This window comes from Variovorax sp. Sphag1AA (assembly GCF_014192575.1).
Taxonomy (GTDB): domain Bacteria; phylum Pseudomonadota; class Gammaproteobacteria; order Burkholderiales; family Burkholderiaceae_C; genus Variovorax.
This window is the reverse complement of record NZ_JACHYC010000002.1, coordinates 931,466-945,528: the sequence shown is the minus strand read 5'-3', so window position 1 is coordinate 945,528 and position 14,063 is coordinate 931,466. Positions and strand designations below refer to the sequence as shown.

Here is a 14,063-nt window from a genome sequence, read left to right as displayed (position 1 = left end):
AACGATGGGCGATCGCCGCCCGGCTCTGCCTCCTGCTCAGGCTCGACGTCGCGCAGCCAGGTGGCGATAGATCGTGCTTCGATGCACACCCAGCACGCGGGCCGCGTCGGCGACGTTGAGGCCACATTGCGCCATCGCCTCCTCGACGGCGCGATCGGTGATCGCGACCAGCGTGCCGGAAGCACAGGCCTGCGTCGGGGGTACGTCGCGCTCCGACGGCGAGATGCCTTGTAGCGGCAAGTCGGCCGCATCGATGGTCTGCCCTTGCTCGCACAGCGCGACGAGCGTGCGCAACACGCTGCGGAGTTCACGCACGTTGCCCGGCCATGGGTAGTGAACAAGGGCTGCGAGGGCGGTCCGGCTCAACCGCAGTCCCTTTCTCTGGCCCCCCAGTTCCGCAAGCAGGCGTTCGATCAGCGCGCCACGATCGCTGCGTTCGCGCAGCGCGGGAAGTCGAATCTGGAAACCAGCGACCCGGTACATCAGGTCGGCCCTGAAGCGACCCTGCTCGACCAGCGCGGCCAGATTCCCATGCGTTGCACAGACCAGATCGAAATCGACTGGCTGCGGCTTGCCCCCACCCAGGGGCGTGACGCAACGCTCCTCGAGCACTCTCAGCAGGCGTGTCTGCAAGGACAGCGGCATGTCCGCGATCTCGTCGAGGAACAGAACGCCACCATGCGCCTCGCGAATCCGACCCGGCATGCCCCGGCGGCGAGCGCCTGTGTAGGCGCCCTCCTCGTAGCCGAACAGTTCGGCTTCGATCAGGCTCTCCGGCAGCGATGCGCAGTCGACCGCCACCAATGGACCCTTGGCGCGCCGCGACGCGGCATGCAAGCTGCGCGCGAAGAGATCCTTGCCGGATCCGGTCTCGCCCGTCACGAGCACGGCCACGCCTTCGTCGAGCACGCGAACAGCCTGCTTCAGCAGCGGAGCAACGACGTCATCCGCGTCGGAGGTCTCCACCTGTCGTCCGCCAGTCTGCGGGCGAACGCTGCCCGCGACCGCGCGAGCACGCTCCGCCAACGCCGCAATCTGTTGACCACCGGGAAGCGTCAGCAGGCCGCGCTGATGTTCCAGAACGTTCCAGCGGGTGCCGAGGACTGCCTCCACCTCCAGATCCAGCACGTCGCTCCAGACGCGTTGGAGAAGCTCCAGCGCGATGCGGTTGGCTCCGACGACGCGCCCATCCTCCACCATCACCAATGCCTCGCGTGGTGTTCCGATCAAGGCCGGCCGAAGATGAAAGCGCAGCAGATCGCCGCGGGCGGTTGCCAACGCCATGCGGTGCTCGACCTGGCAGGCCGCCAGCCGCACCAGTCCGAGTGCATGCGCATCGATGCTGCTCGCATCGCCGGAGATGTCGAGCGCTCCGACGAGATCGCCTCTGCCGGTGAATATCGGTGCGGCCGCGCATCCGATGACGCCGATCTGATCGAGGTAGTGCTCGCGGCCGAGGACCGTGAGCGCTTCTCCTTCAGCCAACGCCGTGCCGATCGCGTTGGTGCCGCGGCTGCCTTCGGACCAATCGACACCCGGCTGCAGCGCGACCTGCTGTGCCTTGGGCAGGAACTCCGGGCTCCCGATCTCTTCGAGGATGAGGCCGCTCGCGTCGGAGAGCACCACCACGCAACCGCTGGCCGCCGCGTGCTCCGCCAAGCCGTCCAGCTCCGGCTGCGCGCACCTCAGCAGTTGCATCGCCTGTTCCCTGCGCTGCTGCAGGAGCGCCAGCCCGAGCGGCTCGGGGTCGATGCGCCGGTTCTCCACGGGCTGACTCCGGCGCCAGGAACGCAGGATGAGCGGGGAGATTCCGGCGTCCGGAACCTGGCCCTGACGGAAAAACAGTTCTCGGGCCAGTTCCACTTGCGGAGCCGGCGTCGGCAGCACGAGCATTGATCGTCTCCGTTTCAGCGCCGTCGCAGATTGCGACAACGGGATTCGTCATGTTCTCACGAATACGTCGCGCGATGCGACATCGCCCCTGAGGGCACTGCAGTTCTCGAAGGGAACCGCACTCAGGGAATGCCCGAAGGCAAGCGGGTATGCGCGTTGCAGTGTCCGATGCGGGGCCGTGCATGACGGCGCCGAATTCAACCTCTACGCAAGGAGACACGCATGGACATGCTCGAACCGGGCAAGTTTGGTACGACGGTGCCTTTCAAGAAGCGGTATGGCAACTTCATCGGCGGCGAGTGGGTCGCGCCCGTCGAAGGACAGTACTTCGAGAACATCACGCCGGTCACAGGGAAGCCGTTCTGCGAGATACCCCGTTCGACAGCGGCGGACATCGACCGCGCCCTGGATGCCGCGCACAAGGCGAAGATTGCCTGGGGAAAGACCTCGCCCACCGAACGCGCGAACGTGCTCAACAAGATCGCTGACCGCATCCAGGAAAACCTGCCGATGCTTGCCGCGGCCGAGACCTGGGACAACGGCAAGCCCATCCGCGAGACGATGGCGGCGGATCTCCCGCTGGCCGCGGACCACCTGCGTTATTTCGCGGCCTGTATTCGCGCCCAGGAAGGCGGCATCAGCGAGATCGACAGCGAGACCTACGCCTATCACTTCCACGAGCCGATCGGCGTCGTGGGCCAGATCATCCCGTGGAACTTCCCGATCCTCATGGCCATCTGGAAGCTCGCGCCAGCGCTGGCCGCAGGCAACTGCGTGGTGCTGAAGCCGGCCGAGCAGACGCCGGTTTCCATCCTGGTCTTGATGGAACTCGTTGCGGACCTGCTCCCGCCGGGTGTCGTGAACGTGGTGAACGGTTTCGGCGTCGAGGCCGGCAAGCCGCTCGCGTCGAGCAATCGCATCGGCAAGATTGCTTTCACCGGCGAGACGACGACGGGCCGCCTGATCTCGCAGTACGCAAGCCAGAACCTCATTCCGGTCACTCTGGAGTTGGGTGGCAAGTCCCCCAACATCTTCTTCGCCGACGTGATGGACAAGGACGACGCCTTCTTCGACAAGGCGCTCGAAGGGTTCACGATGTTCGCGCTGAACCAGGGCGAGGTCTGCACCTGTCCGTCGCGCGCGCTGATTCAGGAATCGATCTACGACCGCTTCATGGAGCGCGCGCTGCAACGCGTGGCCGCCGTCCGCCAGGGCAGTCCGCTGGACCCGCAGACGATGATCGGCGCGCAAGCATCCAGCGAACAGTTGGAGAAGATCCTGTCCTACCTGGATATCGGCAAGCAGGAAGGTGCCAAGGTGCTTGCCGGCGGCCAACGCAATCTGCTGGAGGGTGATCTGGCCGGCGGCTACTACGTCAAGCCCACCGTCTTCCAGGGGCACAACAAGATGCGCATCTTCCAGGAAGAGATCTTTGGCCCGGTCGTCTCCGTGACCACCTTCAAGGACGAAGAGGAGGCACTGTCGATTGCCAATGACACCCTCTACGGCCTGGGCGCAGGCGTGTGGAGCCGCGACATCAACCGTGCCTTCCGCATGGGGCGATCGATCCAGGCGGGCCGCGTGTGGACCAACTGCTATCACCACTATCCCGCGCATGCGGCATTCGGTGGCTACAAGCAATCGGGCATCGGCCGCGAGAACCACAAGATGATGCTGGACCACTATCAGCAGACCAAGAACCTGCTGGTGAGCTACAGCGAGAACAAGCTCGGCTTCTTCTGACCGTGGTACCTGCTCCGTGCGGCCGAGAGGTCGCACGGGGCCGGCTCGAAAGGCATTCATGCAGTCTGTTCAACGAGTAGTGGCTACCGATGCTTCGCTGGGCCTCATCGGGAAGCTCGCAGCGAAGCACGGCCCGCTGATGTTCCATCAGTCGGGCGGCTGCTGCGACGGCAGCGCGCCAATGTGCTATCCCCAGGGCGAGTTCATCGTGGGCGACTACGACAAGCTGCTCGGCCACATCGGCGGCATGCCCTTCTACATCAGCGGTCCGCAATTCGAGTACTGGCAGCACACGCAATTGATCATCGACGTCGTGCCGGGGCGCGGCGGCATGTTCTCGCTGGAAGGCCCCGAAGGACTGCGATTCCTCACGCGCTCGCGTCTGTATTCGGACGAGGAATCCGCCTGGCTCGAAGCGAATCCGATCGCCTGACCGCCAAGGTGACCCGCCGCCGGCGGGCATTCGCTATATTCTCGAGGATATATGGGTCATTTGTGCACCCATGGTTCGAGGGCCCCTCGCCTCGCCACAATGGGCCACCCCCAATATTTCTACGCGGATGAAAGCAGCAACCGTTCTCGCCGAGCCCACGCTGTCGCTTAGCGGCCACGTGCCTCATCCGCGGCAGATCGACATGGCCGAGATCTTCCAACTGAAGCGGCGGGAACTGGGGCCGACGCAGGTGAACTGCTTCACCGGCCGACCGGTCTTCAGCGCTCAAAGCTACGTTGGCGTTCGCCTCATCGATCTATTGGATCGGTCCGGCTTTTCCTCGCAGCCACGTTCCGAGTTGAAGCGCTGCGTCGTGATCGCACAAGGCGCCGATGACTATCAGGCCATCTTCAGCTGGAACGAGCTCTACAACGCCGATGCTGGGGATGGCGTGCTCGTGGTGTACGAACGCGACGGGGAGCTGCTCAGGGAGCCCGTAGGACCACTTTCGCTCCTGGCGACAGCCGATCGCCAACTTGGACCGCGGCACCTCCGGGGTCTTCGAGAGATCCGCGTCCGTCTGCTCTGATCGCGCGCCTTGGGCTGCGGTGGTGGGCGGAGGTAGGATCGCCCGGCTATCTCCATCCCCCACCAACTCCCCCACGCACCGCCATGTCCGACTTCCCTGAAGACATCTACACCGAACCCTCCGACCTCGACGGCAACACGCTCGCCAATCTGGGGCCCCTGCGCCGCATGGCGGGGCTCTGGCGCGGAGAGAAAGGCGTCGACGTGAAGCCCAAGGCGCAAGGGCCGAAGACGCAGGTCTACGTCGAGCACTACGAGCTGCAGCCGATCGACCCGCAGACCAACGGCCCGCAGGTCTACTACGGGCTGCGCTATCACACCTTCATCCACAAGCCGGGGCTGACCAAGATGTATCACGACCAGGTCGGCTACTGGCTCTGGGAGCCCGCGACCGGCACGGTGCTGCACACGCTCGCGATTCCGCGGGGGCAGATCGCGATGGCGACGGGCCATGCGACGGCGGATGCGGATCGCTTCGAGCTCAGTGCGGTGCGCGGCAGCCTCACCAACGGCATCGTGTCCAATCCCTTCCTCGAACACGCCTTCACCACGACGGACTGGCGCGTCGAGGTGGAATTCAACGCCGACGGCACGTGGACCTACCGGCAGGACACGGTGCTGCAGATCCGTGGGCAGGCCGAGCCCTTCCACCACACCGACAAGAACACGCTCACCAGGATCGGCGAGCCGTCGCCGAATCCGCTGGCTTCGGCTATGACCCGCTAACCCGGCGCTGCCCGCTCGGCCTTGCCCTGCCGGTAGGCGCCGGGCGAGCTGCCGGTCCAACTCTTGAATGCGCGCTGGAAGCCCGCGCTATCGGTAAAGCCCAGTTCCAGCGCAAGTTCCGCCAGCGGCGTGGTGCTGGTGTTCAGGCGCACGATGGCCACGTCGCGCCGCAGCTCGTCCTTCAGGGCCTGGAAGGACGTTCCCTCGATGGCCAGCCGCCGCTGCAGGGTCGCGGTGGACATGTGCATCGCGGAGGCCGTCCCCGCGAGGTCCGGCCAGCTTGGCTGGGTGCGCCGTAGGTGATTGCGCACGCGCGCGCTGGTCTCGTCTTCGTTGCGGCGCGGCATGATGATGTTGGCCTGCGCATCAGCCAGAAACGTGCGTAGCGCGGCTTCGTCGCGACGCACCGGCACCTGCAGCCATGACGCGTCGAACCAGATCGCGGTGTGCGCCTGGCCGAACTGCAGCTGGGCCGGAAAGGCCTGGCTGTAGCTGCTCACGTGCGGTGGGCTGACGAATTCGAAGTCGAAGCGCGTGGCCGGCAGGCGGCCACCCGCGAGCCATGCGACAAGCCGCCAGAACACCCGTAGCAGGAGTTCGTGAAGAAAGTGCTGGCGCGCGACCACGGTGTCGCTGAACGTCAGTGCCAGGGCCGCTAGATCGCCTTCGCGCAGCAAACCGAGCGTCACGTCGTCACGCATCAACCAGAAGGTCTTCGCGACGCGGCGGATGGCTTCGTCGAGGTTGCGCGCACCCATGGCCGAATGCGCCATGAGCGCAAAGCTGCCCGGCTTGAGCGGGCGCGCGAGAAACCCCAGGCTCTCGTCGGCGCGCCGCTCGATCAGGAGACGGAACAGCGCAACGTATTGCTCCGCCGTCACGCGTGCGCCGGGATGCGACAGCAGCTCCGCAGGAATGGCCGCGTCGGCCAGGTACGCGTCGCTCGACTCCCCGCGCGCCTCGATGCCGGCGAGCATGCCGCGCACCATCGGGACCGGAATGGTGATCGGTGTCTTCTTCGTCAGTCGGTGACGCACTTTGGATTGATGTGATTTGCCATGCGAACGATGCGTTCTGCAATTGTGAGTCGGGGTCCGCGTTCCTAGCATCAGGCCCATCAACAAACAGTCCTGCGCAAGACCGCTGGCACAACGGAGACAGACATGTACCTTACCCAAGCGCTGCATCGCGCCGTTCAGCAGAAACCCGACCGCATCGCGGTGCGCTTCGGCCAGCGGAGCCGGAGCTTCCGCGAGTACGTCGACCGCGTCGCGCGGCTGGCTGGTGCGCTGCGCAGCCTGGGCATGAGCGAAGGGGATCGCGTCGCGATGCTGGCGCTGAATTCCGATCGCTACCTCGAGTACCAGATGGCGGTGCCGTGGGGTGGCGGCGTGCTCAACCCGTGCAACATCCGCTGGTCGGCGGCCGAGATCCTTTACGCGCTCAACGATTCGGGCTCGATCGTCCTGCTGGTCGACGACACCTTCCGCCCGCTGGTCGAATCCATCCGCAAGGATGCGGCGACGCTGCGCGAAGTGGTGTATTGCGGCGAAGGCGAGGTGCCGGCCGGCATGCACGGCTACGAGGCGCTGATCGCCGATGCGCAGCCTGTGCCCGATGCGGCGCGCCGCGGCGAGGACCTGGCCGGCATCTTCTACACCGGCGGCACCACCGGCTTCCCCAAGGGCGTGATGCTGAGCCATAACAACATGTGCAGCTCGGGCCTCGCACTGCATTCGGAAGGCCTGGCGAGTACCGGCGGAACGTATCTGCACGCTGCGCCGATGTTCCATCTCGCCGACATGGGTCTGGCGCTGCCGCACTGGATCGAGGGCAACACGCATTCCGTGATCCCTGCCTATGCGCCGGAAGCGGTGCTCGACATCGTGGAGCGCGATCGCGTCACGCATCTGCTGCTGGTGCCCACCATGATCCAGATGCTGGTGGACCACCCCGCGATGAAGCAGCCGCGCGACCTGAGTTCGCTGAAGACCATTGCCTACGGCGCCTCGCCGATCTCCCAGGCCGTGCTCGATCGCGCCATGACGGCGCTGCCGGGGGTGGAGTTCGTGCAGGCGTACGGCATGACCGAACTGTCGCCGCTGGCCACCATCAACCCGGCCTGGTATCACACGCAAGAAGGCCGGGCGGCAGGCAAGCTGCGTTCGGCCGGCCGCGCGGGCTTCTGCTGCGAGGTGCGCATCGTCGACCCCGAGGACCGCGAAGTGCCGCGCGGAACGGTGGGCGAAGTCGTGGCGCGCGGCCCGAACGTGATGCAGGGCTACTGGAACAAGCCCGAGCAGACTGCGGCCGCCGTTCGCAACGGATGGATGCACACCGGCGACGGCGGTTACATGGACGACGACGGTTTCATCTTCATCGTCGACCGCCTGAAGGACATGATCATCAGCGGCGGCGAGAACATCTTCTCGGCCGAGGTCGAGAACGCCCTCGCCCAGCACCCGGCAGTCGCCGCCAGCGCAGTCATCGGCATACCCAGTGCCGAGTGGGGTGAAGCGGTGCATGCCGTGCTGGTGCCGAGGCCGGGCGCGAAGGTGACGCCGGACGAACTGATCGCGCATTGCAAGACGCTCATCGCGGGCTACAAGTGCCCGCGCAGCGTGGAGTTTCGCGAGGCGCTTCCGCTCTCCGGCGCCGGCAAGGTACTCAAGACCGAACTGCGCAAGCCCTTCTGGGAAGGCCAGGCGCGGCAGGTGAGCTGATTTTTTTCAAACACACAAAGGACACACCATGAGCAATGTGTACATCGTCGGCGTGGGCATGATTCCCTTCGCCAAGCCGGGCAAGCACGCCCCCTACCACGAGATGGCTGCGGTGGCCACGCGCGCCGCGCTGGCCGATGCGGGCGTTGACTACAACCAGGTGCAGCAGGCCTACGTCGGCTATGTCTATGGCGACTCCACAGCCGGACAGCGGGCCCTCTACGAAGTGGGCATGAGCGGCATTCCGATCGTCAACGTCAACAACAACTGCTCGACCGGATCGACAGCGCTCTTTCTCGCGCGCCAGGCGGTGCAGAGCGGCGCGGTGGAATGCGCGCTGGCCCTGGGCTTCGAGCACATGAACCCGGGCGCGCTCGGCGCCGTGTTCGCGGACCGACCCAGCCCCTTCGACCGTTTCGACAGTGCGACCGAAGAGCTGGTCGGCAACGGCGATATTCCGCTCGCGCTGCGCTACTTCGGCGGCGCCGGCAAGGCCCACATGGACCAGTACGGCACGAAGCTTTCGACCTTCGCGAAGATCCGCGCCAAGGCCAGTCGCCATGCGGCGAACAACCCGGTCGCCCTCTTCCGCAACGTGGTGAGCGAAGAAGAAGTGATGGCCGCGCCCGTGATGTGGCCCGGCGTGATGACGCGCCTGATGGCCTGCCCGCCCACCTGCGGCGCGGCGGCCGCGATCATCTGCTCAGAAGCCTTCGCGAAGGCGCACAACCTCGATCGCAGCGTTCGCGTGAAGGCGCAGGCCATGACCACGGACACGGCGGCCACTTTCGAAGCACGCGACATGCGCGAGGTGGTCGGCTTCAGCATGGCGAAGGAAGCTGCGCGGCGCGTCTACGAGCAAGCTGGCGTGGGACCGCAGGACATCGATGTGGTCGAGCTGCACGACTGCTTCGCGCACAACGAACTCATCAGCTACGAATCGCTGGGCCTGTGCCCCGAAGGCGGCGCGGAGAAGTTCGTGGTGGATGGTGACAACACCTACGGCGGCGCCGTGGTCACGAATCCTTCGGGCGGCCTGCTTTCCAAGGGCCATCCGCTGGGCGCCACCGGCCTCGCGCAATGCACGGAGCTGGTCCAGCAACTGCGCGGCACGGCTGAAGCGCGGCAGGTGCAGGGTGCGCGGCTGGCGCTGCAGCACAACCTGGGATTGGGTGGCGCGTGCGTCGTGACGCTCTACGAGCGCGTCTGAAGAGGACACCACGATGATCGACAAGAAATGGATCGGGCACGAGCTGCCCGCCAGCGAACTCCCCATCGAACGCAGCCGTTTGCGCTTCTTCGCCAAGGCGATCGGCGAGACCGATCCGCTCTATACCGACGAGGCTGCCGCGCGCGACGCCGGCTACCCGGATCTTCCGGCGCCGCCCACCTTCCTCTTCGCGGCAGAGCTGGATTCCGGCGCGACGGACAAGCTGCTGGCCGACCTGGGCATCCCGTTGTCGAAGCTGCTGCATGGCGAGCAGGGCTTTACCTACCACCGCAGCGCCTGCGTGGGCGACACCGTCACCGTGCGTTCGCGCATCGAGGACATCTACGACAAGAAGAACGGCGCACTCGAATTCGTCGTGAAAGCCTCGCGCGCCACCAACCAGAACGGCGAACTCGTCGCCGAGATGCGCACCGTGATCGTCTGCAGGAACTGACACCATGACCGCACCCACTTTCGATTCCGTCCAGATCGGCGACGCGTTGCCTGCCCTGCAACTGCCGCCCGTCGACCGCACCACGCTGGCGCTGTTCGGCGGCGCCTCGGGCGACCACAACCCCATCCATATCGACATCGACTTCGCACGCCGCTCCGGCATGCCGGACGTGTTCGCGCAGGGCATGCTGGGCATGGCCTGGCTGGGCCGGCTGCTGACCGGCTGGGCGCCGCAATCGCGCCTGCGGCGCTTCGATGCGCGGTTCCAGGGCATCACGCACCTGGGCCACGCCATTCGCTGCGAAGGCCGCGTGGTGGAGAAGTTCGAGGCCGAAGGCGAACGCCGCGTGCGCGTTGAAGTGCACAGCACCAACCAGTACGGGCAGACCAAGATCGCCGGCGAAGCCGTCGTCGCGCTGCCCTGATCCCATCCCAATTCATTTGCAAGGAGACACTCTTCATGAACCCCAGACTCGACGGCAAGGTGGCCCTCGTCACCGGCTCGGGCCGCGGCATCGGCCGCGCCATCGCACTCAAGTTCGCCTCCGAAGGCGCGCGCGTCGTCATCAATGACCTCGACGCCGGGCCGGCTGAAGAAGTCGTCGCGGAAATCCGCGCCGCAGGCGGACAAGCGGTCGCCTGCCCCGGCAGCGTCACCGCACCGGACTTCGCCGAGCGCTTCATCGGCACCGCCGTCAGCGAATACAAGGGCCTGGACATCATCGTCAACAACGCCGGCTACACCTGGGACAACGTGATCCAGAAGATGACCGACGAGCAGTGGTACGCCATGATCGACTGCCACCTGACGGCACCCTTCCGCATCCTGCGCGCGGCCTATCCGGTGATGCGCGATCTCAGCAAAGCCGACCAGGCAGCGGGCAAGCGCTCGGTGCGCAAGGTGGTCAACATCTCGTCGGTGGCGGGCCTCTTCGGCAACGCGGGCCAGGTGAACTACTCGACCGCCAAGGCCGGCATCCTGGGCATGACGCAGACGCTGGCCAAGGAGTGGGGCCGACTGAACGTCACCGTCAACGCGGTGGCCTACGGCTTCATCAAGACCCGCCTGACCGGCAACGCGGCCGAAGGCGGCACCGCGAACATCGACGGCCGCGAGATCAAGGTCGGCGTGAACCCCGACCTGCTCGCGGCGATGGAGCGCGGCATTCCGCTGGGCCGTGGCGGCACGCCCGAGGAAGCGGCCGGCGCGGTGTTCCTGCTGTGCCTGCCCGAGTCGGACTATGTGAGCGGCCAGACGCTGATGTGCTCCGGCGGCCTCACCGGCATCTGAGGAGGCGCACGCAATGCTTCCCCCGCTCTATCGACACCAATGGATGGACGACGACATCGAGGCCTTCCGCGAGCAGGTGCGCCGCTATATCGCCGGCGAGATGGTGCCCAGCCTCGACGGCTGGCGCCGCCAGGGCTACGTGCCGCGCGAGGTGTGGGTGCCGTTCGGCAGCATGGGCTTCATGCTGCCCGAGCTCGACGAGGCCTACGGCGGCTCGGGTGTGAACCTGGCCTACCAGTGCGTGGTGCAGGATGAACTCGCCAAGGCCGAGATGCCCGCCAACACCGCGGTGCACACCATCGCGGCCCACTACATCCTCGAATACGGCACCGAGGCACAGAAGCGGCGCTGGCTGCCGAAACTGGCCAGCGGCGAGATGCTGGCCGGCATCGCGATGACCGAACCCGGCTGCGGCTCCGACTTGCAGGCGATGCGCACCCGCGCACGGCTCGACGGCGACAGCTACGTCATCGACGGCGCCAAGACCTTCATCACCAACGGCTTCACCGCCAACCTGTTGGTGGTGGCCGTGCGCACCGGAGAAGCCGGCAGCCGCGGCGTGTCGCTGGTGGTGCTGGAGACGGAAAACCTCCCCGGCTTCCGCGTCGGCCGTCGGCTGGAGAAGCTCGGCCAGCATGCATCCGATACGGCCGAGCTGTTCTTCGAAAACGTACGCGTGCCGGCGGACCATCTGCTGGGTGAAGTCGAAGGCCGCGGCTTCGCGCAGCTCATGAGCCAGTTGCCATACGAGCGGATGCTGCTGGCAGTGCCTGCGGCCGCCGTGATCGAGCGCGCAGTCGAACTCACGCTGGAGTACACGCAGGAGCGAAAGGCCTTCGGCCAGTCGCTCTACGAGTTCCAGAACACACGCTTCAAGCTGGCGGAGTGCGCGACCCTCGCGCACGTGGTGCGCAGCTTCGTCAATGACTGCGTGCAGCGCCTGCTCGACGGCAACCTCGACGACACCTCCGCCTACATGGCCAAGTGGTGGTGCACGGAGCAGCAATGCAAGGTGGTGGACGAATGTCTGCAGCTCTTCGGCGGCTACGGCTACATGGCCGAATACCCGATCGCCCGCCTCTATGCGGACTCGCGGGTGCAGCGCATCTACGGCGGCGCGAACGAGATCATGAAGGAACTCATCGCGCGAAAGCTGGCCGCATGAAAGCCCCGCTGGCCGGTATCCGCATCGTCGAGTTCGAGGGCATCGGCCCGGGCCCGCTGGCGGGCCGCATGCTTGCCGACATGGGCGCGGAGGTGACGGTGATCGCACGTCCGCAGAAAGGCGCCGTGAGCGAACGGCTCGGCGGTACCCACGACAACCCCTTGCGCCTCGGCAAGACCGTACAGCCGCTCGACCTCAAGCAGCCGGCCGACCTCGCGAAGGCGATGGCGCTGGTGGCCGAAGCCGACGCGTTGATCGAAGGCAACCGGCCCGGCGTGATGGAAAAGCTCGGGCTCGGCCCAGCGGACTGCGCCGCGCGCAATCCGCGTCTCGTGTACGGCCGCATGACCGGCTGGGGCCAGGACGGGCCGCTGTCGCAGGCGGCGGGACACGACCTGAACTACGTTGCGCTGACGGGTCTGCTTTCACTGGCGGGGCGCTCCGGCCAGGCGCCGATCGTGCCGCCGACCGTCATGGGCGACGCAGCTGGCGCACTTGGCCTCGCCTTCGGCATTGCATGCGCATTGCTGGATGCGCGCAGCAGCGGTCAAGGACGCGTGGTCGATGGCGCCATCGTCGATGTGCTGGCCATGCTCGGAACACTCGTGCAATGGATCCGCAGCGCCGGACAGCTCGACGCACCGCGACCCAGCCCGTTCCACGATTCGCCCTTCTATGACGTCTATGCCTGCGCGGATGGTGGCTTCGTCACGCTCGGCGCGCTGGAGCCGCAGTTCTACGCATTGCTTCTGCAGAAGCTGGGGCTCGACGACGTCGATCCGCAGACCCAGTACCGCATCGAGGATTGGCCGGCTTTGAAGGCGCGCATGACAACGCTGTTCGCCAGCCAGCCTCGCGCGCACTGGTGCGCCCTGCTCGAAGGCACCGATGTGTGCTTCGCGCCCGTGCTCAGCCTCGCGGAAGCGGCACGGCATCCGCACAACGTCGCGCGTGGCATCTACCGCGAGCATGAAGGCGGGCGCATCGAAGTGGCCGCCGCGCCGCGTTTTCTGCCTTTGAAGTAACGAAAGGACTGAAGACCATGAACGAGGCAATGCAGCAGGCCGACGGCGTCGCATGGGGTGTGTCCGATCGCATCGGCCGCATCGTGCTGAAGCGGGGCGATCGCGCCAACAGCATTTCGAGCGGCGCGAGTCGCGGGCTGGTTCGCGCCATCGACGAGGTGTTGGACAGCAAGCCGCGCGTCGTGCTGCTGGCTGCAGAAGGCCGAGTGTTCTGCGCTGGCGGAGACATCGAAGAATTCGTCGCCGCAGGCCCGGCGCTGGACGCGCTCGTCGACGAGATCCTCGAACCGCTGCATCCGGCGCTGTACCGGCTTGCGACCGCACCACTGCCCGTGATCTCCGTCGTGAACGGTCCGGTCGGCGGCGCGGGCATCGGGCTCGCGCTCTGCGCCGACTTCGTCCTCGCCGCGGAGTCAATGAAGCTGCGCACCGGCTACGCGGCCATCGGGCTCTCGCCGGACGTCGGTGCTTCCTTCTTCCTGGCGCGTCGGGTGGGTGCTGTGCGTGCGCAGCAATGGTTGATGCTGAGCGATGCGATCGATGCCAGGGAATGCCTCGCCCGTGGCGCAGTGGACTCGCTGCATCCCGACGGCGACTTGCAGGCGGCGGCGGAAGCCCTTGCGCATCGCCTGGCGAATGCCGCGAGCGGTTCGCTGGCGGCCATCAAGACCTTGTGCAGCGGCCTTCCGGGACGTGACCTGCAGGCCCATCTCCGGATGGAACATGCCCTGCTCGCCGAACGCGCGCACAGCGACGACGCGCGTGAAGGTGTGCGCGCATTCATGGAGCGGCGAGCTCCGCGGTTCTGATGCA

General features: G+C 66.2%; 14 protein-coding genes. 12 read left to right on the top strand and 2 right to left on the bottom strand.

Annotation, left to right across the window (positions count from 1 at the left end; genetic code table 11):
* Nucleotides 1-36: 36 nt before the first annotated feature.
* A complete protein-coding gene (locus FHW64_RS11050; protein ID WP_184525921.1) occupies nt 37-1,893 on the bottom strand; it encodes a sigma-54-dependent Fis family transcriptional regulator in 1,857 nt (618 codons plus the stop codon).
* Nucleotides 1,894-2,115: 222 nt separating this feature from the next.
* Here FHW64_RS11050 and adh point away from each other — a divergent pair, with 222 nt between their 5' ends.
* The 4 genes from adh to FHW64_RS11030 all read left to right on the top strand — a co-directional run bounded on the left by adh (nt 2,116) and on the right by FHW64_RS11030 (nt 5,383).
* Entirely contained in the window at nt 2,116-3,636 is a 1,521-nt protein-coding gene (gene adh, locus FHW64_RS11045) for an aldehyde dehydrogenase (RefSeq protein WP_184525919.1), read from the top strand.
* A 58-nt stretch (nt 3,637-3,694) separates the two neighbouring features.
* Nucleotides 3,695-4,069: a DUF779 domain-containing protein gene (locus FHW64_RS11040; RefSeq protein WP_184525917.1), complete on the top strand. Its 375-nt coding sequence runs from the start codon at nt 3,695-3,697 to the stop codon at nt 4,067-4,069.
* 127 nt (nt 4,070-4,196) lie between these two features.
* Nucleotides 4,197-4,658: a molybdopterin-dependent oxidoreductase gene (locus tag FHW64_RS11035; protein ID WP_184525915.1), complete on the top strand. Its 462-nt coding sequence runs from the start codon at nt 4,197-4,199 to the stop codon at nt 4,656-4,658.
* Between the two features lie 83 nt (nt 4,659-4,741).
* Nucleotides 4,742-5,383 (top strand): FABP family protein, encoded by a 642-nt coding sequence (locus FHW64_RS11030; RefSeq protein WP_184525913.1) that lies wholly within the window; start codon nt 4,742-4,744, stop codon nt 5,381-5,383.
* On the opposite strand, the gene FHW64_RS11025 is transcribed toward FHW64_RS11030, so the two are convergent.
* Complete coding sequence (locus FHW64_RS11025; RefSeq protein ID WP_311733281.1) at nt 5,380-6,420, bottom strand: AraC family transcriptional regulator; 1,041 nt, start codon at nt 6,418-6,420, stop codon at nt 5,380-5,382. The genes FHW64_RS11030 and FHW64_RS11025 overlap by 4 nt on opposite strands.
* 126 nt (nt 6,421-6,546) lie before the next feature.
* On the opposite strand from FHW64_RS11025, the gene FHW64_RS11020 reads away from it, so the two are divergent.
* Genes FHW64_RS11020 through FHW64_RS10985 form a run of 8 tightly spaced genes read left to right on the top strand, consistent with a single transcriptional unit; the run spans nt 6,547 to nt 14,059 of the window.
* On the top strand, nt 6,547-8,106 hold the full coding sequence (locus FHW64_RS11020) for a long-chain-fatty-acid--CoA ligase (RefSeq protein WP_184525911.1): 1,560 nt from the start codon (nt 6,547-6,549) through the stop codon (nt 8,104-8,106).
* Between the two features lie 28 nt (nt 8,107-8,134).
* Complete coding sequence (locus tag FHW64_RS11015) at nt 8,135-9,316, top strand: lipid-transfer protein (RefSeq protein WP_184525909.1); 1,182 nt, start codon at nt 8,135-8,137, stop codon at nt 9,314-9,316.
* Nucleotides 9,317-9,329: 13 nt separating this feature from the next.
* Entirely contained in the window at nt 9,330-9,770 is a 441-nt protein-coding gene (locus FHW64_RS11010; RefSeq protein ID WP_184525907.1) for a MaoC family dehydratase N-terminal domain-containing protein, read from the top strand.
* Nucleotides 9,771-9,774: 4 nt separating this feature from the next.
* Nucleotides 9,775-10,194, top strand: a complete 420-nt coding sequence (locus FHW64_RS11005; protein WP_184525905.1) for a MaoC family dehydratase — start codon at nt 9,775-9,777, stop codon at nt 10,192-10,194.
* A gap of 35 nt (nt 10,195-10,229) precedes the next feature.
* The gene (locus tag FHW64_RS11000) at nt 10,230-11,060 is read left to right on the top strand and encodes an SDR family NAD(P)-dependent oxidoreductase (protein WP_184525903.1); all 831 of its coding nucleotides are present in this window, start codon (nt 10,230-10,232) and stop codon (nt 11,058-11,060) included.
* Between the two features lie 13 nt (nt 11,061-11,073).
* Nucleotides 11,074-12,225, top strand: a complete 1,152-nt coding sequence (locus tag FHW64_RS10995) for an acyl-CoA dehydrogenase family protein (RefSeq protein WP_184525902.1) — start codon at nt 11,074-11,076, stop codon at nt 12,223-12,225.
* On the top strand, nt 12,222-13,250 hold the full coding sequence (locus FHW64_RS10990; protein ID WP_184525900.1) for a CaiB/BaiF CoA-transferase family protein: 1,029 nt from the start codon (nt 12,222-12,224) through the stop codon (nt 13,248-13,250). The genes FHW64_RS10995 and FHW64_RS10990 overlap by 4 nt, the downstream gene beginning before the upstream one ends.
* Nucleotides 13,251-13,267: 17 nt before the next feature.
* Nucleotides 13,268-14,059, top strand: coding sequence for an enoyl-CoA hydratase/isomerase family protein (locus tag FHW64_RS10985; RefSeq protein WP_260303738.1), 792 nt, complete (start codon nt 13,268-13,270; stop codon nt 14,057-14,059).
* Nucleotides 14,060-14,063: the final 4 nt, after the last annotated feature.

Bases quoted from the DNA above. Each gene is read 5' to 3' on its own strand.
- FHW64_RS10995 (WP_184525902.1), top strand. From the start codon at position 11,074: ATGCTTCCCCCGCTCTATCGACACCAATGGATGGACGACGACATCGAG.
- FHW64_RS11015 (WP_184525909.1), top strand. From the start codon at position 8,135: ATGAGCAATGTGTACATCGTCGGCGTGGGCATGATTCCCTTCGCCAAG.
- FHW64_RS10985 (WP_260303738.1), top strand. From the start codon at position 13,268: ATGAACGAGGCAATGCAGCAGGCCGACGGCGTCGCATGGGGTGTGTCC.
- FHW64_RS11005 (WP_184525905.1), top strand. From the start codon at position 9,775: ATGACCGCACCCACTTTCGATTCCGTCCAGATCGGCGACGCGTTGCCT.
- FHW64_RS11035 (WP_184525915.1), top strand. From the start codon at position 4,197: ATGAAAGCAGCAACCGTTCTCGCCGAGCCCACGCTGTCGCTTAGCGGC.
- FHW64_RS11030 (WP_184525913.1), top strand. From the start codon at position 4,742: ATGTCCGACTTCCCTGAAGACATCTACACCGAACCCTCCGACCTCGAC.
- FHW64_RS11010 (WP_184525907.1), top strand. From the start codon at position 9,330: ATGATCGACAAGAAATGGATCGGGCACGAGCTGCCCGCCAGCGAACTC.
- FHW64_RS10990 (WP_184525900.1), top strand. From the start codon at position 12,222: ATGAAAGCCCCGCTGGCCGGTATCCGCATCGTCGAGTTCGAGGGCATC.
- FHW64_RS11050 (WP_184525921.1), bottom strand. From the start codon at position 1,893: ATGCTCGTGCTGCCGACGCCGGCTCCGCAAGTGGAACTGGCCCGAGAA.
- adh (WP_184525919.1), top strand. From the start codon at position 2,116: ATGGACATGCTCGAACCGGGCAAGTTTGGTACGACGGTGCCTTTCAAG.
- FHW64_RS11000 (WP_184525903.1), top strand. From the start codon at position 10,230: ATGAACCCCAGACTCGACGGCAAGGTGGCCCTCGTCACCGGCTCGGGC.
- FHW64_RS11020 (WP_184525911.1), top strand. From the start codon at position 6,547: ATGTACCTTACCCAAGCGCTGCATCGCGCCGTTCAGCAGAAACCCGAC.
- FHW64_RS11040 (WP_184525917.1), top strand. From the start codon at position 3,695: ATGCAGTCTGTTCAACGAGTAGTGGCTACCGATGCTTCGCTGGGCCTC.